The sequence below is a fragment of the Pseudomonas sp. WT-JTC genome, assembly GCF_056711565.1.
Map to the genome: position 1 here is coordinate 906,174 of NZ_CM160042.1, position 16,848 is coordinate 923,021.

Sequence of the window (16,848 nt, forward strand, 5' to 3'; positions counted from 1 at the left end):
ACCTCTGCCTTTACAGGCGGAACTCATGGCCCAGATACACTTCCTTGACCAGGTTGTTGGCCAGGATGGTCTCTGCGTCACCTTCGGCGATCAGTTGGCCGTCATTGACGATATAGGCGGTTTCACAGATATCCAGGGTTTCACGAACGTTGTGGTCCGTGATCAGTACGCCAATGCCCTTGGCCTTGAGGTGGTAGATGATCTGCTTGATGTCCCCGACCGAAATCGGGTCCACGCCGGCGAAGGGTTCGTCGAGGAGGATGAATTTCGGGTTGGTGGCCAGGGCGCGGGCGATTTCCACGCGACGGCGCTCACCACCGGACAGGCTCATGCCGAGGTTGTCGCGGATGTGGCTGATGTGGAATTCCTGTAGCAGGCTTTCCAGCTCCTTGCGACGGCCGGCCTTGTCGAGTTCCTTGCGGGTCTCGAGGATGGCCATGATGTTGTCGGCCACCGACAGTTTGCGAAAGATCGATGCTTCTTGTGGCAAGTAGCCAATACCGGCCTTTGCGCGGCCGTGCATGGGCTGGTGGCTGACATCGTGGTCGTCGATCAGGACGCGGCCCTGGTCGGCTTGCACCAGGCCGACGATCATGTAGAAGCAGGTGGTCTTGCCGGCGCCGTTCGGACCAAGCAGGCCGACGATCTGGCCGCTGTCGATGGACAGGCTGACATCACGCACGACCTGGCGGCTCTTGTAGCTCTTGGCCAGATGCTGAGCTTTCAGAGTTGCCATTACTGGGTTTTCTCGTCGGTTTTCTTCTTCGGCTGGATCACCATGTCGATACGCGGACGTGCCTCGGTGACCTTGCTGCCCGTGGCGCGACCGGCGCTGGCGAGCTTCTTGACCGTGTCGTAGACGATTTTTTCGCCTTGGGTGGTGTTGTTGTCCTTGTCGACAACTTTGGCCTTGTCGATCAGTACGACGCGGTTTTGTGCGGCGTGATACTGGATCGTCACGCCCCAGCCCTGAACGGGCTTGGTGTCGCCAGCTGTTTGCAATTGCTCGAAGTACGCCAGGTTGCCCACCGAGGTCACCACGTCGATGTCGCCAGTCGGGGTGCGGGTGATGGTCACGGTGTTGCCGGTCACCTTCATCGAGCCCTGGGTGATGATCACGTCACCCTTGTAGGTAGCAATACCTTGCTTGTCGTCCAGTTGGGCATCGTCGGCCTGAATGCGGATAGGCTGCTGTTGATCTTCCGGCAGAGCCCAGGCGCTCACGCTTCCCAGTGCTGCGCCCAGACTGAGCAAAATCGGGAGGGTTTTAACGAGCCTCATACTGTCCTCTTACGTTCGATAGCAGGTGTATCCTGCTTTCTTTCAAATACGCTTTCATTCCCTTGCCAGTCGATACACCGCCAGCGCCGTCGATTCTAACGTCTTGCTCGGTCTGCGCATATTGCTGCTGCGGGAACACCGTCATGCGGGTGCTGGTGATCAGGGTTTTACGGTTTTTCTCGTCGAAGCGCGTGATGCGCACGTCATCGATCAGTTCGACCTGTGTGCCGTCAGGGTTGACCTCGCCCTGCAGGCTCTGGACGTGCCACGGGAATTCAGTGCCGCGGAACACATTCAGGTCGGGGTTGGTCAGCAACGTCACCTCGGTCGCCTTCAGGTGCTCGACCTTGTCGGACACCAGATCATATTGCAGCCTGCCGTCGGGCAGGTACTGCACGCTGTGGGCGTTGATGGCGTAATAGTCGATCGCGCTTTCATCGACCGGCGTTACCGGCTTGTCGAGGAAGCGCTCCGGGCTGATGTTCCAGTAGCCAACCGCGGCGAATATCGCCGCGATGCAACTGAACAACAGGGTGTTGCGAAACTTTTTGCTCAGCATGGTGGGCTCACAGGTACGCGGCATTGGCCGCATCGAGGCGGTCCTGGGCGCGCAGGATCAATTCGCAGAATTCGCGAGCGGCACCTTCGCCGCCACGGGCGAGGGTGATGCCGTGAGCGTGTTCACGCACGAAGCTGGCGGCATTGGCCACCGCCATGCCCAGGCCGACGCGGCGAATCACCGGCAGGTCCGGCAGGTCGTCGCCGAGGTAGGCCACCTGTTCATAGCCCAGGTTCAGTTGGGCCAGTAGTTCGTCGAGTACCACCAGTTTGTCTTCGCGCCCCTGATAAAGATGCGGGATACCGAGGTTCTTCGCGCGTCGCTCGACCACCGGGGTTTTGCGGCCACTGATGATGGCGGTTTGCACGCCGGCCGCCATCAGCATCTTGATACCCTGGCCATCGAGTGTATTGAACGTCTTGAATTCGCTGCCGTCTTCGAGGAAGTACAGGCGTCCATCGGTCAGCACGCCATCGACATCGAACACCGCCAGTTTGATCTGTTTGCCACGTTGCAGCAGGTCCGCACTCATTACATTACTCCCGCACGCAGCAAGTCGTGCATGTTCAGGGCGCCGACCGGGCGGTCTTCGCGGTCGACCACGACCAATGCGTTGATTTTATGGTCTTCCATGATTTTCAGTGCTTCGGCGGCGAGCATCTCGGCGCGCGCGGTCTTGCCATGGGCCGTCATGACCTGGTCGATGATGGCGCTGTGGATATCGATGCTGCGGTCCAGTGTGCGGCGCAAGTCACCGTCGGTGAAGATCCCGGCCAGTTTGCCGTCGGACTCCAGAATGACGGTCATCCCCAGGCCCTTGCGGGTCATTTCCATCAGGGCATCCTTGAGCAGGGTGCCGCGCTGGACCTGCGGCAGGTCCTGGCCGGCGTGCATGACATTTTCCACTTTCAGCAACAGGCGTCGGCCCAGGGCGCCGCCGGGATGGGAAAAGGCGAAGTCTTCGGCGGTAAAGCCGCGGGCTTCCAGCAGCGCGACTGCCAGGGCGTCGCCCATGACCAGGGCGGCGGTGGTCGACGAAGTGGGAGCCAGGTTCAACGGGCAGGCTTCGTGTTCGACGTGAACATTCAGGTTGACCTCGGCGGCCTTGGCCAGCGGCGAGTCAGGGTTGCCGGTCATGCTGATCAATTGAATGCCCAGGCGCTTGATCAGTGGCAGCAGGGTAACGATTTCATTGGTGGAGCCGGAGTTCGAGAGCGCCAGGATGATGTCGTCGCGGGTAATCATGCCCATGTCGCCGTGGCTGGCTTCAGCCGGGTGCACGAAAAATGCCGTGGTGCCGGTGCTGGCCAGGGTCGCGGCGATCTTGTTGCCGATGTGCCCCGACTTGCCCATGCCGACCACGACCACGCGGCCTTTGCTGGCCAGAATCATCTCGCAAGCGCGTACGAAATCTGCGTCGATATGGGGTAGCAGGCCTTGCACGGCTTCTACCTCGAGGCGGATGGTGCGTTGTGCTGATTGAATCAGGTCGCTGGATTGGCTCATGTCAGAAATCGTATAGCCTGATGAAAAGGCGGCGATTATAGCGGTTATGATCGAATCCCTCACGCATGTTCGTCGCGCATTGTTATTCCCGGTTACCGAAAACCTTCTAAACGGGGCTTTCAAGCGGCCATGCGGTTGAACTTGGCTCGGCTTTGGCCTTGGGCGCGTACCCTTTGCGGTGATATAGTTCGCCGCCAGTTCGGCCTGCCCGGGAGGTATGTGCTTTCCTCGGAAAGCCAGGCGTCCGAGTGAGAGGCTGCATCGCAAGGAGTTTAGATGAGTGCCGATAACGCCTACGCGGTCGAGCTGAAGGGACTGTCCTTCAAGCGCGGTGCGCGCAGCATTTTCAATAATGTCGATATCCGTATCCCACGCGGCAAGGTCACCGGAATCATGGGGCCTTCCGGGTGTGGCAAGACCACGCTTTTGCGCCTGATGGGCGCCCAACTGCGGCCCACCAAGGGCGAAGTCTGGGTCAACGGTCAGAATCTGCCCAAGCTGTCGCGCAGCGACCTGTTCGATGCGCGCAAGCATATGGGCGTGCTTTTTCAGAGCGGCGCACTGTTTACCGACCTCGATGTGTTCGAGAACGTCGCTTTTCCGTTGCGGGTTCATACGCAACTGCCGGATGAAATGATCCGCGACATCGTCCTGCTCAAACTGCAGGCCGTGGGCTTGCGCGGTGCCATCGATCTGATGCCCGACGAGCTTTCCGGCGGCATGAAGCGTCGTGTCGCGCTGGCCCGGGCAATTGCGCTCGACCCGCAGATCCTCATGTACGACGAGCCCTTTGTCGGCCAGGACCCTATCGCAATGGGCGTTCTGGTGCGCCTCATTCGTCTGCTCAACGATGCGCTGGGCATCACCAGCATCGTGGTATCCCACGACCTGGCCGAGACCGCGAGCATTGCCGATTACATTTATGTGGTGGGCGATGGTCAGGTGTTGGGGCAGGGGACACCGGACGAGTTGATGAACTCGGATGAACCGCGCATTCGTCAGTTCATGACCGGCGAACCCGACGGCCCGGTTCCGTACCACTTTCCAGCGACGGATTACCGCGCAGATCTTCTGGGGAAGCGCTGATGCGCAGAATTTCATTGATAGAGCGCGTTCGCCGCTTCGGCCAGGCCGGCATCGATGCGCTGGCGGTGTTCGGGCGTTCGAGCCTGTTCCTGTTCCATGCCTTGCTGGGCCGGGGCGGTATCGGCGGCGGCTTCGGGCTACTGGTCAAGCAATTGCATTCGGTGGGCGTGATGTCCCTGGTGATCATCGTGGTCTCCGGGGTGTTCATCGGCATGGTGCTGGCGCTGCAGGGCTTCAACATTCTTTCCAGCTATGGTTCAGAGCAGGCTGTCGGGCAGATGGTTGCCCTGACGCTGCTGCGTGAGCTGGGGCCGGTGGTGACTGCCTTGCTGTTCGCCGGGCGTGCCGGTTCGGCGTTGACCGCCGAAATCGGCAACATGAAGTCCACCGAGCAGCTGTCCAGCCTGGAAATGATCGGGGTTGACCCGCTCAAGTACATCATCGCGCCACGCTTGTGGGCCGGTTTCATTTCCCTGCCGGTGCTGGCGATGATTTTCAGCGTGGTGGGTATCTGGGGCGGCTCGTGGGTGGCTGTCGACTGGCTGGGGGTCTATGAAGGTTCCTACTGGTCGAACATGCAGAACAGCGTGACGTTCACCGACGATGTGCTCAACGGGATCATCAAAAGTATCGTCTTTGCCTTTGTTGTGACCTGGATCGCCGTATTCCAAGGCTATGACTGCGAACCCACTTCCGAGGGGATCAGTCGTGCCACTACCAAGACCGTTGTATATGCCTCGTTGGCAGTACTCGGCCTGGACTTTATTCTGACCGCCTTGATGTTTGGAGATTTCTGATGCAAAACCGCACCCTGGAAATCGGTGTCGGCCTTTTCTTGCTGGCTGGCATCCTGGCTTTGCTCTTGTTGGCGTTGCGGGTCAGCGGCCTGTCCCCGACTCCGAGCACCGACACGTATAAACTTTACGCCTACTTCGACAATATCGCCGGTTTGACTGTCAGAGCAAAGGTGACCATGGCCGGTGTGACCATCGGCAAGGTCACGGCTATCGATCTGGATCGCGACAGTTTCACCGGTCGGGTGACCATGCAGCTGGAAAAACGCATCGATAATCTTCCGGCGGACTCTACTGCATCTATCCTGACTGCTGGCCTGTTGGGCGAGAAGTACATCGGTATCAGCGTGGGCGGGGAAGACACCCTGCTCAAGGATGGTGGAACCATCCATGACACGCAGTCATCGCTGGTGCTCGAAGACCTGATCGGTAAATTCCTGCTCAATACCGTTAGCAAAGAAGCTAAATGAGGAACTGTTAAATGATCTCTATCTTGCGACGTGGCCTGTTGGTAATGCTCGCGGTGTTTCCGTTGGTGTCCCATGCCGTAGCGGCGCCTTCGGCGCACGAACTGGTGCAGGACACAACCAACCGTATGCTCGCGGATCTGGCGGCAAACAAAGAGAAGTACAAGAAGGACCCGCAGGACTTCTATACGGCGCTGGACAACATCGTCGGGCCGGTTGTGGATGCCGAGGGTATTTCCAAGAGCATCATGACGGTCAAATACTCGAAGAAAGCTACGCCTGCGCAGATGAAGACCTTCGAAGAAAACTTCAAGAAGGGTCTGTTCCAGTTCTACGGCAACGCCTTGCTGGAGTACAACAACCAGGGGATCACTGTTGAACCGGCCAAAGACGAGTCGGGCGACCGTACCAGCGTTGGCATGACCGTCAAGGGCAGCAGCGGCGCGATCTATCCGGTGTCCTACACGCTGGAAAAGATCAACGGCGAGTGGAAGCTGCGTAACGTCATCATCAACGGCATCAACATCGGCAAGCTGTTCCGCGATCAGTTCGCCGATGCGATGCAGCGCAATGGCAACGACCTGGACAAGACCATCAATGGTTGGGCCGGGGAAGTCGCCAAGGCCAAGGAAGCCACCGACAAGAAACCAGAGCAGCCGGCCCAATGAATGAGTCGGCAGTCCGGATGGACGAAGCGGGCGAGCTGCGACTCAGTGGCGTGCTGGATTACCGCACCGGCCCTGGCCTGCGCGAGCAGGGCAAAGCGCTGATCAAGGCCAGCAAGGCCGCGGCGCTGGTAATCGATTGCTCGGCGGTGACCAAGTCCAGCAGTGTCGGTTTGTCGTTGCTGCTGTGCTTCATCCGCGATGCGCAGGCGGCCGGCAAGGCCCTGAGCATCCGCGGGATGCCGGAAGACATGCGTGAAATCGCTCAGGTCAGCGAGCTGACCGAGCTGTTTGCGCAACCCTGAACCGCATCTATAAAGAAGCCCTCCGTCCGAGTCCTGCTTGGCGGGGTTCGCAGGCGCGGGGCTTTTTTGTATGATGTCCGACCCGCGCGCACAGGGCGCCGATTGAGGTTGAGCATGCAGGCCAACGAAGTTAAGAGCTTTCTTGAAGGAAAGCTGCCCGGAACGAAAGTAGAAGTCGAGGGCGAAGGCTGCAATTTCCAGCTGAACGTGATTAGCGATGAACTGGCGGCGTTGAGCCCGGTGAAGCGTCAGCAGCAGGTCTATGCCCATTTGAACCCATGGATCACCGATGGCAGCATCCATGCGGTCACTATGAAATTTTTCAGCAGCGCGGCCTGGGCCGAGCGCACCTGAGCCCAAGGGCGTCGAGATTCTTATGGATAAACTGATTATTACCGGTGGCGCTCGTCTTGATGGCGAGATCCGCATTTCCGGGGCAAAGAACTCTGCCCTGCCGATCCTGGCTGCCACTTTGCTGTGCGATGGCCCGGTGACCGTGGCCAACCTGCCGCACCTGCACGACATCACCACCATGATCGAGCTGTTCGGTCGCATGGGCATTGAGCCGGTGATCGATGAGAAGCTCGCCGTCGAAATCGACCCGCGCACCATCAAGACTCTGGTCGCACCGTACGAGCTGGTTAAAACCATGCGTGCGTCGATTCTGGTGCTGGGCCCGATGGTTGCCCGTTTCGGTGAAGCCGAAGTCGCCTTGCCTGGCGGTTGCGCCATCGGTTCGCGTCCGGTAGACCTGCACATCCGTGGCCTGGAAGCCATGGGCGCGGTCATTGATGTCGAAGGCGGCTACATCAAGGCCAAGGCCCCTGAAGGCGGCCTGCGCGGTGCGCACTTCTTCTTCGATACCGTCAGCGTGACCGGTACCGAAAACATCATGATGGCCGCTGCCCTGGCCAAGGGCCGTAGCGTACTGGCAAACGCCGCACGCGAGCCCGAAGTGGTCGACCTGGCGAACTTCCTGAACGCCATGGGTGCCAAGGTTTCCGGCGCCGGTACCGATACCATCACCATCGATGGCGTCGAGCGTCTGCACACCACCACTTATAAAGTGATGCCCGACCGTATCGAAACCGGCACCTATCTGGTGGCGGCAGCCGTCACCGGTGGCCGCGTGAAGGTCAAGGACACGGATCCGACCATCCTTGAAGCCGTTCTGGAAAAACTCCGCGAGTCCGGTGCCGAAATCACCACCGGCGAAGACTGGATCGAGCTGAACATGCATGGCAAGCGGCCTAAAGCCGTGAACGTGCGGACCGCACCGTACCCGGCGTTCCCGACCGACATGCAGGCGCAGTTCATCTCCCTCAACGCCATTGCCGAAGGCACTGGCGCCGTGATCGAGACGATCTTCGAAAACCGTTTCATGCACGTCTACGAACTGCACCGCATGGGCGCCAAGATCCAGGTCGAGGGCAACACCGCGATCGTCACCGGCACCGAAAAGCTCAAGGGCGCGCCAGTCATGGCGACCGACCTGCGTGCTTCGGCCAGCCTGGTGATCTCGGCCCTGGTCGCCGAAGGCGACACGCTGATCGATCGCATCTACCACATAGATCGTGGCTACGAGTGCATCGAAGAAAAACTGCAGATGCTGGGCGCCAGGATCCGTCGCGTTCCGGGCTAGTTTCTGCTGCATGGGCACAGGGAGGTGCCCGTTGAATTGTTGTAGAGGTCGAGCCGGTTTCCGGCTCGATGCGTGTCCGGCGCCGATTGTGACCGGGCATAAGATTCCTGATTAAGGCGTTTCCCATGCTGACTATCGCACTGTCCAAGGGCCGCATCCTCGACGACACCCTGCCGCTTCTGGCTGAAGCGGGCATCGTGCCGACCGAGAATCCGGACAAGAGCCGCAAGCTGATCATCCCCACGACCCAGGACGATGTTCGTCTGCTGATCGTGCGTGCCACCGATGTGCCGACCTATGTCGAGCATGGTGCTGCCGACCTCGGTGTCGCCGGTAAAGATGTGCTGATGGAATACGGCGGCCAGGGCCTGTACGAGCCGCTGGACCTGCAGATTGCCCAGTGCAAGCTGATGACCGCCGGTAAAGTCGGCGCGGTCGAGCCCAAGGGCCGTCTGCGTATCGCCACCAAATTCGTCAACGTTGCCAAGCGCTACTATGCCGAACAGGGACGTCAGGTCGACATCATCAAGCTCTACGGTTCGATGGAGCTGGCGCCGCTGATCGGTCTGGCGGACAAGATCATCGACGTGGTCGACACTGGTAACACGCTGCGGGCCAACGGCCTGGAGCCACAGGATTTCATCGCGGCCATCAGCTCGCGGCTGATCGTCAACAAGGCATCGATGAAGATGCAGCACGCCCGTATCCAGGCGTTGATCGACACCCTGCGCAAGGCAGTGGAGTCTCGACACCGCGGCTGACTCACCTGCGCGACGTTGAGTCGCGCCCGTCTATCCGCCTCATAGCCAGAATTCTCAGGTGCCCAAGCGGATGGAGTGCTAGCTTCGGGCGCCTGAGTTTTTGCCATTCCTATGAGGCTCTCGCTATGACCGCACTGACTGCAATTCGCCGACTCAACGCTGCTGACCCGGATTTCGCGCATCATCTGGATCATCTGCTGAGCTGGGAAAGTGTGTCTGACGACTCGGTCAATCAGCGGGTGCTGGACATCATCAAGACCGTGCGTGAGCGTGGCGACGCGGCACTGGTGGACTACACCCGCCAGTTCGATGGCCTGGACGTGAAGTCCATGGCCGACCTGATCCTGCCGCGCGAGCGTCTGGAGCTGGCACTCACCCGCATCTCCGTGGCCCAGCGTGAAGCCCTGGAAGTCGCCGCGGCTCGTGTGCGCAGCTACCACGAAAAACAGAAGCAGGACTCCTGGAGCTACACCGAGGCAGACGGCACCGTGCTGGGCCAGAAGGTCACGCCGCTGGATCGCGCCGGTCTGTACGTACCGGGTGGCAAGGCGTCGTACCCGTCGTCGGTGCTGATGAATGCGATTCCGGCCAAGGTCGCCGGTGTCACCGAAGTGGTCATGGTTGTTCCGACCCCGCGCGGTGAAATCAATGAGCTTGTGCTGGCTGCGGCCTGCATCGCCGGTGTCGACCGCGTATTCACCATCGGCGGCGCCCAGGCCGTCGCGGCCCTGGCTTACGGCACCGAAAGCGTGCCGCAGGTCGACAAGGTCGTCGGCCCGGGCAACATCTATGTGGCTACGGCCAAGCGCCACGTGTTTGGCCAGGTCGGGATCGACATGATCGCCGGTCCTTCCGAGATCCTCGTGGTGTGCGACGGCCAGACCGATCCGGACTGGATCGCCATGGACCTGTTCTCCCAGGCCGAGCACGACGAAGACGCCCAGGCCATTCTGGTCAGCCCCGACGCCGAGTTCCTCGACAAGGTCGCCGCCAGCATCGCCAAGTTGTTGCCGACCATGGAGCGTGCCGCGATTATCGAAACCTCGATCAATGGCCGTGGTGCCTTGATCAAGGTGCGTGACATGGAGCAAGCCATCGAAGTCGCCAACCGCATCGCGCCGGAGCACCTCGAATTGTCCGTTGCCGATCCACAAGCCTGGCTGCCGCAGATCCGCCACGCCGGCGCAATCTTCATGGGCCGTCACACTTCCGAAGCACTGGGCGATTACTGCGCCGGCCCGAACCACGTGTTGCCGACTTCCGGCACCGCACGGTTCTCTTCGCCGCTGGGTGTGTATGACTTCCAGAAACGCTCGTCGATCATCTTCTGCTCCGAGCAGGGCGCTTCCGAGTTGGGCAAAACCGCTTCCGTACTGGCCCGTGGCGAGTCGCTGAGCGCCCACGCGCGTAGCGCCGAATACCGCATCGTCGACGAAGACTTTCCACAAGGGCAGGGGAACTGAGCATGAGTAAATTCTGGAGCCCGTTCGTCAAGAATCTGGTGCCTTACGTACCGGGCGAACAGCCTAAGCTGACCAAACTGGTCAAGCTCAACACCAACGAAAACCCGTACGGCCCATCGCCGAAAGCCTTGGCCGCGATGCAAATCGAATTGAATGACAACCTGCGTCTGTACCCGGACCCGAACAGCGATCTGCTCAAGCAAGCCGTCGCCAGGTACTACGGCGTGCAAGGCAATCAGGTGTTCCTCGGCAACGGTTCCGATGAAGTGCTGGCGCACATCTTCCACGGTTTGCTGCAGCACGATCAGCCGCTGCTGTTCCCGGACATCAGCTACAGCTTCTACCCGGTCTACTGCGGGTTGTACGGCATCCGGTTCGACGCGGTGCCGCTGGACGAGCAATTCCAGATCAACCCGGCGGACTACGCCAAGCCAAACGGCGGGATCATTTTCCCCAACCCGAATGCGCCGACCGGCTGCCTGTTGGCGCTGGAGGCGGTGGAGCAGATTCTCAAGGCCAGCCCGGATTCGGTGGTCGTTGTGGATGAGGCTTACATCGATTTCGGCGGCGAGACGGCAATCACGCTGGTCGATCGTTATCCGAACCTGCTGGTCACCCAGACCCTGTCCAAGTCCCGTTCCCTGGCCGGTCTGCGAGTTGGCCTGGCGGTGGGGCATCCGGACCTGATCGAGGCGCTGGAGCGGATCAAGAACAGTTTCAACTCCTATCCGCTGGATCGTCTGGCGATTGTGGGGGCGGCGGCCGCGTTCGAAGATCGTGAGTACTTCGACAAGACCTGCGCGTTGGTGGTCGAGAGTCGCGACAAGGTCGTCGGGCAATTAGAGGCCAAGGGTTTTGAAGTCCTGCCTTCGGCGGCGAACTTCATTTTCGCTCGTCACCCCCGGCATGATGCAGCGGGCCTGGCAGCGAAGTTGCGTGAGCAAGGCGTGATCGTCCGGCACTTCAAGCAGGAGCGGATTGCCCAGTTCCTGCGGATCTCCATCGGCACGCCAGAGCAGAATCAGGCGCTGATCGACGGTCTCGGCGACCTCTAAACCATCGCTGCCCCCCTGTAGGAGCGAGCTTGCTCGCGATGGAGTGTCAGGTTAAGCGGTGTCACTGACACACCATCGTCGGATCGCCGCCCGGAGCAAGCTCGCTCCTACAAGGGATTGTATTGGCCGCTTACTCTGCTTCTTCCTGGTCTTTGGCCGGTGCCGGTGGCGGACGCAAACCGATTTCCGCGGTCAGCTTGAGTTCCTTGCCATTGCGCATGACCTGGATCGTAACCTTGTCAGTCGGCTTGATCCGCGCCACCTGATTCATCGAGCGACGGCCATCACCGGCCGGTTCGCCATCGATGGAAAGAATCACATCACCCAGTTGCAGACCGGCCTTCTGTGCCGGACCGTCACGGAAAATCCCCGCCACGACAATGCCCGGGCGCCCGGACAAGCCGAACGATTCGGCGAGTTCCTGGGTCAGCGGCTGCACTTCGATACCCAGCCAGCCACGAATCACCTGGCCGTGCTCGATGATCGACTTCATCACTTCCATCGCCAGTTTCACCGGGATCGCGAAACCGATGCCCTGGGAGCCTCCGGACTTGGAGAAGATCGCCGTGTTGATGCCGGTCAGATTGCCGACGGCATCCACCAGCGCGCCGCCAGAGTTGCCGGGGTTGATGGCGGCGTCGGTCTGGATGAAGTCTTCGTAGTTGTTCAGGCCCAGCTGGTTGCGGCCGGTGGCGCTGATGATGCCCATGGTCACGGTCTGGCCGACGCCGAACGGGTTGCCGATGGCCAGTGCGACGTCGCCGATGCGGATGTTGTCGGAACGCCCCACCGTGATCGACGGCAGGTTTTTCAGGTCGATTTTCAGAACCGCGAGGTCAGTCTCAGGGTCGCTGCCGATCACCCGCGCCAGGGTTTCCCGGCCGTCCTTGAGCGCCACCACGATCTGGTCAGCGCCGCTGGTCACATGGTTGTTGGTCAGGATGTAGCCTTCCGGGCTCATGATCACGCCGGAGCCAAGGCTCGACTCCATGCGTTTCTGCTTGGGTGAGTTGTCGCCGAAGAAGCGCCGGAACTGCGGATCTTCGAACAACGGATGGTTGGGTTTGTTGATGACTTTGGTGGTGTACAGGTTCACCACCGACGGCGCCGCGGTGGTTACCGCGTCGGCATAGGACACCGGACCCTGCTGCATGCTGGTGGTTTGCGGCGCTTGTTGCAGATTGACGTCGAGGCTCGGGAGCCCGACCCACTGCGGGTAACGCTGGATTATCAAAAGAGCGACAAGCACGCCGGCCAACAGCGGCCAGCCGGAAAAACGCAGCGCCTTGAGCATTAAGCACTTCCTGAGAGAGTTGCAGGCGGTATGAGACCGCTCATAATGACGCGCATTATACGAGGCCGAACGCGCCTCTGAACGGGATATTTAGGAGTCTTTTATGGCCGTCGCCCTGAGCACCCTGGTCGAAGAAGCCGACCGCTACCTTAACAGTGCCAAGATTGCCGATTATTGCCCCAACGGCCTGCAGGTCGAGGGGCGGCCGCAAGTGATGCGCATTGTCAGCGGCGTCACCGCGAGCCAGGCTTTGCTCGATGCCGCCGTGGAGGCCAATGCCGACCTGGCGCTGGTGCATCACGGCTACTTCTGGAAAGGCGAAAATCCGTGCATCACCGGCATGAAACAGCGCCGCTTGAAGACCCTGCTCAAGCACGATATCAGCCTGTTGTCCTATCACCTGCCGCTGGACCTGCACCCGGACGTCGGCAATAACGTGCAACTTGCCCGTCAGTTGGACATCACCGTGGAAGGGCCGCTGGACCCGGACAACCTGAAGATCGTCGGCCTGGTCGGCTCGCTGAATGAGCCGATGACGCCCCGGGATTTCGCCCGCCGCGTGCAGGAAGTCATGGGCCGTGAGCCGCTGTTGATCGAAGGCAGCGCCATGATCCGCCGCGTCGGCTGGTGCACCGGTGGCGGCCAGGGTTACATCGACCAGGCCATTCTGGCCGGAGTCGATCTGTACCTCAGCGGCGAAGCTTCCGAGCAAACCTTCCACAGTGCCCGGGAAAACGACATCAGTTTCATCGCCGCCGGTCACCATGCGACCGAACGCTACGGCGTCCAGGCGCTGGGGGATTACCTGGCGCGGCGGTTTGCGCTGGAGCACATCTTCATCGATTGCCCGAATCCGATCTGAACGCGCGAGATCCTGATACTGTAGGAGCGAGCTCGCTCGCGATAAACCTGAGAGCGCCACGGGGTGTCAGATTCCCAGCGTTATCGTTGACGACCATCGCGAGCAAGCTCGCTCCCACAGGGGGGAGGGCGGCCAAACAGGCAGGCATATTCATATGCTCTTTCGATCTAGTTGGCGTCCTGATTAGAAGAGGTCGCTGTGCTAGGATCCCCGCTCGAACACGGCCCGCTGGCCGTTCATAAGAAAGCTTTCGTGAGTAGCCATGGTCGACAAACTGACGCATCTGAAACAGCTGGAGGCGGAAAGCATCCACATCATCCGCGAGGTGGCCGCCGAGTTCGACAACCCGGTGATGCTGTACTCCATCGGTAAAGACTCCGCCGTGATGCTGCATCTGGCACGCAAGGCGTTCTTCCCGGGCAAGCTGCCGTTTCCGGTGATGCACGTCGACACTCGCTGGAAATTCCAGGAGATGTACGCCTTCCGCGACAAGATGGTCGCCGAGCTGGGCCTGGACCTGATCACCCACGTCAACCCGGACGGCGTGGCGCAGGACATCAACCCGTTCACCCACGGCAGCGCCAAGCACACCGACATCATGAAGACCGAGGGCCTCAAGCAGGCACTCGACAAGCATGGTTTCGACGCAGCTTTTGGCGGCGCCCGTCGCGATGAAGAGAAATCCCGCGCCAAGGAGCGTGTGTACTCGTTCCGCGACAGCAAGCACCGCTGGGATCCGAAGAACCAGCGTCCCGAGCTGTGGAACGTCTACAACGGCAAGGTCAACAAGGGCGAGTCGATCCGCGTCTTCCCGTTGTCGAACTGGACCGAGCTGGACATCTGGCAGTACATCTACCTTGAAGGCATCCCGATCGTTCCGCTGTACTTCGCCGCCGAGCGTGAAGTCATCGAGAAGAACGGCACGCTGATCATGATCGACGACGAGCGCATCCTCGAACACCTGAGCGATGAAGACAAAGCCCGCATCGTCAAAAAGAAAGTGCGTTTCCGTACCCTTGGTTGCTACCCGTTGACGGGCGCGGTGGAGTCCGAGGCCGAAAGCCTCACGGACATCATTCAGGAAATGCTCCTGACGCGAACTTCCGAGCGCCAGGGCCGTGTCATCGACCACGATGGCGCAGGCTCGATGGAAGACAAGAAACGTCAAGGTTATTTCTAAGGGGCTGTCATGTCGCATCAATCTGATTTGATCAGCGAGGACATCCTCGCCTACCTGGGCCAGCACGAACGTAAAGAGCTGCTGCGCTTTCTGACCTGCGGTAACGTCGACGACGGCAAGAGCACCCTGATCGGGCGCCTGCTGCACGACTCCAAGATGATCTACGAAGATCACCTGGAAGCCATTACCCGCGACTCGAAAAAAGTCGGCACCACCGGCGAAGACATCGACCTGGCGTTGCTGGTCGACGGCCTGCAGGCCGAGCGTGAGCAGGGCATCACCATCGATGTCGCGTACCGCTATTTCTCCACCGCCAAGCGCAAATTCATCATCGCCGACACCCCCGGCCATGAGCAGTACACCCGCAACATGGCCACCGGTGCTTCCACCTGTGACCTGGCGATCATCCTGGTCGACGCCCGTTACGGCGTGCAGACCCAGACCCGTCGCCACAGCTTCATCGCCTCGTTGCTGGGCATCAAGCACATCGTTGTGGCCATCAACAAGATGGACCTCAAGGACTTCGACCAGGGCGTGTTCGAGTCGATCAAGGCCGACTACCTGCAGTTCGCCGAAGGCCTGAAGATGAAGCCCACCAGCATGCACTTCGTGCCGATGTCCGCTCTGAAGGGCGACAACGTGGTGAACAAGTCCGAGCGTTCGCCGTGGTACACCGGCCAGTCGCTGATGGAAATCCTCGAGACCGTGGAAGTGGCGGGCGATCGCAACTTCACCGACCTGCGTTTCCCGGTGCAGTACGTCAACCGTCCGAACCTGAACTTCCGTGGTTTCGCCGGTACGCTGGCCAGCGGCATCGTCAAGAAAGGTGACGAAGTCGTGGTGCTGCCGTCGGGCAAGAGCAGCCGCGTGAAGTCCATCGTCACCTTCGAAGGTGAACTGGAACATGCCGGTCCAGGTCAGGCAGTCACGCTGACCATGGAAGATGAAATCGACATCTCCCGTGGCGACCTGTTGGTTCACGCCGACAACGTGCCGCCGGTGACCGACAGCTTCGAAGCCATGCTGGTGTGGATGGCTGAAGAGCCGATGCTGCCGGGCAAGAAATACGACATCAAGCGCGCCACCAGTTACGTGCCGGGCTCCATCGCCAGCATCGTCAACAAGGTCGATGTGAACACCCTGGAAGAAGGCCCGGCCAGCGCGTTGCAGTTGAACGAAATCGGCAAGGTCAAGATCGCGCTCGATGCGCCGATTGCCCTCGACGGTTACGACAGCAACCGCACCACCGGCGCCTTCATCATCATCGACCGCCTGACCAACGGCACCGTTGGCGCGGGCATGATCGTCGCCCAGCCTCTGGCCCATGGTAGCTCCACGCACCACGGCAAACTGGCCCACGTCGCCACCGAAGAGCGCGCACAGCGCTTCGGCCAGCAACCGGCCACCGTGTTGTTCAGCGGCTTGTCGGGCGCGGGCAAAAGCACCCTGGCCTATGCGGTCGAGCGCAAGCTGTTCGACCTGGGTCGTGCGGTGTTCGTACTCGATGGCCAGAACCTGCGTCACGACCTGAACAAGGGGCTGCCACAGGATCGCGCCGGGCGTACCGAAAACTGGCGTCGTGCCGCGCACGTGGCGCGTCAGTTTAACGAAGCCGGCCTGCTGACCCTGGCGGCGTTCGTTGCGCCGAGTGCCGAAGGTCGTGAACAGGCCCGGGAACTGATCGGCAAGGAGCGTCTGCTGACGGTCTACGTCCAGGCTTCGCCAACGGTCTGCGCCGAGCGTGATCCGCAAGGCCTGTACGCGGCGGCCGGGGATAACATCCCGGGCGAGTCCTTCCCGTACGACGTACCGCTGGATGCCGACCTGGTCATCGACACCCAGTCCGTGTCGCTGGAAGAAGGCGTCAAGCAAGTGCTGGGTCTGCTGCGTGAGCGTGGCGCGATCTAAGGCTTGGCCGTAATTGAAAA

19 protein-coding genes are annotated in these 16,848 nt (G+C 60.4%); 13 read left to right on the top strand and 6 right to left on the bottom strand.

Features of this window, described 5'->3' with window-relative positions; genetic code table 11:
• Nucleotides 1-10 precede the first annotated feature (10 nt).
• From lptB to AC06G5_RS03970, 5 genes are read right to left on the bottom strand one after another with little or no spacing between them, the layout of a single operon-like run.
• Nucleotides 11-736, bottom strand: a complete 726-nt coding sequence (gene lptB / locus AC06G5_RS03950) for an LPS export ABC transporter ATP-binding protein (RefSeq protein WP_007986698.1) — start codon at nucleotides 734-736, stop codon at nucleotides 11-13.
• Nucleotides 736-1,281, bottom strand: a complete 546-nt coding sequence (lptA, locus tag AC06G5_RS03955; protein ID WP_413421112.1) for a lipopolysaccharide transport periplasmic protein LptA — start codon at nucleotides 1,279-1,281, stop codon at nucleotides 736-738. The genes lptB and lptA overlap by 1 nt, the downstream gene beginning before the upstream one ends.
• Complete coding sequence (lptC, locus tag AC06G5_RS03960) at nucleotides 1,268-1,840, bottom strand: LPS export ABC transporter periplasmic protein LptC (protein ID WP_413421110.1); 573 nt, start codon at nucleotides 1,838-1,840, stop codon at nucleotides 1,268-1,270. Before lptC ends, lptA begins: the two co-directional genes overlap by 14 nt.
• 7 nt (nucleotides 1,841-1,847) lie before the next feature.
• Complete coding sequence (locus AC06G5_RS03965; RefSeq protein WP_413421108.1) at nucleotides 1,848-2,372, bottom strand: KdsC family phosphatase; 525 nt, start codon at nucleotides 2,370-2,372, stop codon at nucleotides 1,848-1,850.
• Complete coding sequence (locus AC06G5_RS03970; RefSeq protein ID WP_413421106.1) at nucleotides 2,372-3,346, bottom strand: KpsF/GutQ family sugar-phosphate isomerase; 975 nt, start codon at nucleotides 3,344-3,346, stop codon at nucleotides 2,372-2,374. Before AC06G5_RS03970 ends, AC06G5_RS03965 begins: the two co-directional genes overlap by 1 nt.
• Before the next feature lie 276 nt (nucleotides 3,347-3,622).
• Between AC06G5_RS03970 and AC06G5_RS03975 the strand changes: the two genes are divergently transcribed.
• The 10 genes from AC06G5_RS03975 (at nucleotide 3,623) to hisC (ending at nucleotide 11,584) form a co-directional block, all read left to right on the top strand.
• On the top strand, nucleotides 3,623-4,432 hold the full coding sequence (locus AC06G5_RS03975) for an ATP-binding cassette domain-containing protein (RefSeq protein WP_008018709.1): 810 nt from the start codon (nucleotides 3,623-3,625) through the stop codon (nucleotides 4,430-4,432).
• Entirely contained in the window at nucleotides 4,432-5,229 is a 798-nt protein-coding gene (gene mlaE, locus AC06G5_RS03980; RefSeq protein WP_008018708.1) for a lipid asymmetry maintenance ABC transporter permease subunit MlaE, read from the top strand. The genes AC06G5_RS03975 and mlaE overlap by 1 nt, the downstream gene beginning before the upstream one ends.
• A complete protein-coding gene (mlaD, locus tag AC06G5_RS03985) occupies nucleotides 5,229-5,696 on the top strand; it encodes an outer membrane lipid asymmetry maintenance protein MlaD (RefSeq protein ID WP_007970271.1) in 468 nt (155 codons plus the stop codon). Before mlaE ends, mlaD begins: the two co-directional genes overlap by 1 nt.
• An 11-nt stretch (nucleotides 5,697-5,707) precedes the next feature.
• Nucleotides 5,708-6,361, top strand: coding sequence for an MlaC/ttg2D family ABC transporter substrate-binding protein (locus tag AC06G5_RS03990; protein ID WP_413421103.1), 654 nt, complete (start codon nucleotides 5,708-5,710; stop codon nucleotides 6,359-6,361).
• Nucleotides 6,358-6,663, top strand: a complete 306-nt coding sequence (locus AC06G5_RS03995) for an STAS domain-containing protein (RefSeq protein WP_413421101.1) — start codon at nucleotides 6,358-6,360, stop codon at nucleotides 6,661-6,663. Before AC06G5_RS03990 ends, AC06G5_RS03995 begins: the two co-directional genes overlap by 4 nt.
• A gap of 114 nt (nucleotides 6,664-6,777) precedes the next feature.
• Nucleotides 6,778-7,017: a BolA family protein gene (locus AC06G5_RS04000; protein ID WP_020796650.1), complete on the top strand. Its 240-nt coding sequence runs from the start codon at nucleotides 6,778-6,780 to the stop codon at nucleotides 7,015-7,017.
• A gap of 22 nt (nucleotides 7,018-7,039) precedes the next feature.
• Nucleotides 7,040-8,305 carry a UDP-N-acetylglucosamine 1-carboxyvinyltransferase gene (gene murA, locus AC06G5_RS04005; RefSeq protein ID WP_413421098.1) on the top strand — a complete coding sequence of 422 codons (1,266 nt, stop codon included), beginning with the start codon at nucleotides 7,040-7,042 and terminating at the stop codon, nucleotides 8,303-8,305.
• 125 nt (nucleotides 8,306-8,430) lie between these two features.
• Nucleotides 8,431-9,066, top strand: coding sequence for an ATP phosphoribosyltransferase (hisG, locus tag AC06G5_RS04010; RefSeq protein WP_007970278.1), 636 nt, complete (start codon nucleotides 8,431-8,433; stop codon nucleotides 9,064-9,066).
• A 125-nt stretch (nucleotides 9,067-9,191) separates the two neighbouring features.
• On the top strand, nucleotides 9,192-10,529 hold the full coding sequence (gene hisD, locus AC06G5_RS04015) for a histidinol dehydrogenase (RefSeq protein WP_413421096.1): 1,338 nt from the start codon (nucleotides 9,192-9,194) through the stop codon (nucleotides 10,527-10,529).
• A 2-nt stretch (nucleotides 10,530-10,531) separates the two neighbouring features.
• Complete coding sequence (hisC, locus tag AC06G5_RS04020) at nucleotides 10,532-11,584, top strand: histidinol-phosphate transaminase (protein WP_480459000.1); 1,053 nt, start codon at nucleotides 10,532-10,534, stop codon at nucleotides 11,582-11,584.
• A 130-nt stretch (nucleotides 11,585-11,714) separates the two neighbouring features.
• On the opposite strand, the gene algW is transcribed toward hisC, so the two are convergent.
• The gene (gene algW, locus AC06G5_RS04025) at nucleotides 11,715-12,878 is read right to left on the bottom strand and encodes a Do family serine endopeptidase AlgW (protein ID WP_413421092.1); all 1,164 of its coding nucleotides are present in this window, start codon (nucleotides 12,876-12,878) and stop codon (nucleotides 11,715-11,717) included.
• Nucleotides 12,879-12,981: 103 nt separating this feature from the next.
• On the opposite strand from algW, the gene AC06G5_RS04030 reads away from it, so the two are divergent.
• The 3 genes from AC06G5_RS04030 to cysN all read left to right on the top strand — a co-directional run bounded on the left by AC06G5_RS04030 (nucleotide 12,982) and on the right by cysN (nucleotide 16,828).
• The gene (locus AC06G5_RS04030; protein WP_480459001.1) at nucleotides 12,982-13,740 is read left to right on the top strand and encodes a Nif3-like dinuclear metal center hexameric protein; all 759 of its coding nucleotides are present in this window, start codon (nucleotides 12,982-12,984) and stop codon (nucleotides 13,738-13,740) included.
• A gap of 262 nt (nucleotides 13,741-14,002) precedes the next feature.
• Nucleotides 14,003-14,920, top strand: a complete 918-nt coding sequence (gene cysD / locus AC06G5_RS04035; protein ID WP_480459002.1) for a sulfate adenylyltransferase subunit CysD — start codon at nucleotides 14,003-14,005, stop codon at nucleotides 14,918-14,920.
• Nucleotides 14,921-14,929: 9 nt separating this feature from the next.
• Nucleotides 14,930-16,828 (top strand): sulfate adenylyltransferase subunit CysN, encoded by a 1,899-nt coding sequence (gene cysN / locus AC06G5_RS04040; protein ID WP_413421087.1) that lies wholly within the window; start codon nucleotides 14,930-14,932, stop codon nucleotides 16,826-16,828.
• Nucleotides 16,829-16,848: the final 20 nt, after the last annotated feature.

What these genes read in the sequence shown, in the direction of transcription:
- lptB (WP_007986698.1), bottom strand. Translation starts at nt 736, where the DNA reads ATGGCAACTCTGAAAGCTCAGCATCTGGCCAAGAGCTACAAGAGCCGC.
- lptA (WP_413421112.1), bottom strand. Translation starts at nt 1,281, where the DNA reads ATGAGGCTCGTTAAAACCCTCCCGATTTTGCTCAGTCTGGGCGCAGCA.
- lptC (WP_413421110.1), bottom strand. Translation starts at nt 1,840, where the DNA reads ATGCTGAGCAAAAAGTTTCGCAACACCCTGTTGTTCAGTTGCATCGCG.
- AC06G5_RS03965 (WP_413421108.1), bottom strand. Translation starts at nt 2,372, where the DNA reads ATGAGTGCGGACCTGCTGCAACGTGGCAAACAGATCAAACTGGCGGTG.
- AC06G5_RS03970 (WP_413421106.1), bottom strand. Translation starts at nt 3,346, where the DNA reads ATGAGCCAATCCAGCGACCTGATTCAATCAGCACAACGCACCATCCGC.
- AC06G5_RS03975 (WP_008018709.1), top strand. Translation starts at nt 3,623, where the DNA reads ATGAGTGCCGATAACGCCTACGCGGTCGAGCTGAAGGGACTGTCCTTC.
- mlaE (WP_008018708.1), top strand. Translation starts at nt 4,432, where the DNA reads ATGCGCAGAATTTCATTGATAGAGCGCGTTCGCCGCTTCGGCCAGGCC.
- mlaD (WP_007970271.1), top strand. Translation starts at nt 5,229, where the DNA reads ATGCAAAACCGCACCCTGGAAATCGGTGTCGGCCTTTTCTTGCTGGCT.
- AC06G5_RS03990 (WP_413421103.1), top strand. Translation starts at nt 5,708, where the DNA reads ATGATCTCTATCTTGCGACGTGGCCTGTTGGTAATGCTCGCGGTGTTT.
- AC06G5_RS03995 (WP_413421101.1), top strand. Translation starts at nt 6,358, where the DNA reads ATGAATGAGTCGGCAGTCCGGATGGACGAAGCGGGCGAGCTGCGACTC.
- AC06G5_RS04000 (WP_020796650.1), top strand. Translation starts at nt 6,778, where the DNA reads ATGCAGGCCAACGAAGTTAAGAGCTTTCTTGAAGGAAAGCTGCCCGGA.
- murA (WP_413421098.1), top strand. Translation starts at nt 7,040, where the DNA reads ATGGATAAACTGATTATTACCGGTGGCGCTCGTCTTGATGGCGAGATC.
- hisG (WP_007970278.1), top strand. Translation starts at nt 8,431, where the DNA reads ATGCTGACTATCGCACTGTCCAAGGGCCGCATCCTCGACGACACCCTG.
- hisD (WP_413421096.1), top strand. Translation starts at nt 9,192, where the DNA reads ATGACCGCACTGACTGCAATTCGCCGACTCAACGCTGCTGACCCGGAT.
- hisC (WP_480459000.1), top strand. Translation starts at nt 10,532, where the DNA reads ATGAGTAAATTCTGGAGCCCGTTCGTCAAGAATCTGGTGCCTTACGTA.
- algW (WP_413421092.1), bottom strand. Translation starts at nt 12,878, where the DNA reads ATGCTCAAGGCGCTGCGTTTTTCCGGCTGGCCGCTGTTGGCCGGCGTG.
- AC06G5_RS04030 (WP_480459001.1), top strand. Translation starts at nt 12,982, where the DNA reads ATGGCCGTCGCCCTGAGCACCCTGGTCGAAGAAGCCGACCGCTACCTT.
- cysD (WP_480459002.1), top strand. Translation starts at nt 14,003, where the DNA reads ATGGTCGACAAACTGACGCATCTGAAACAGCTGGAGGCGGAAAGCATC.
- cysN (WP_413421087.1), top strand. Translation starts at nt 14,930, where the DNA reads ATGTCGCATCAATCTGATTTGATCAGCGAGGACATCCTCGCCTACCTG.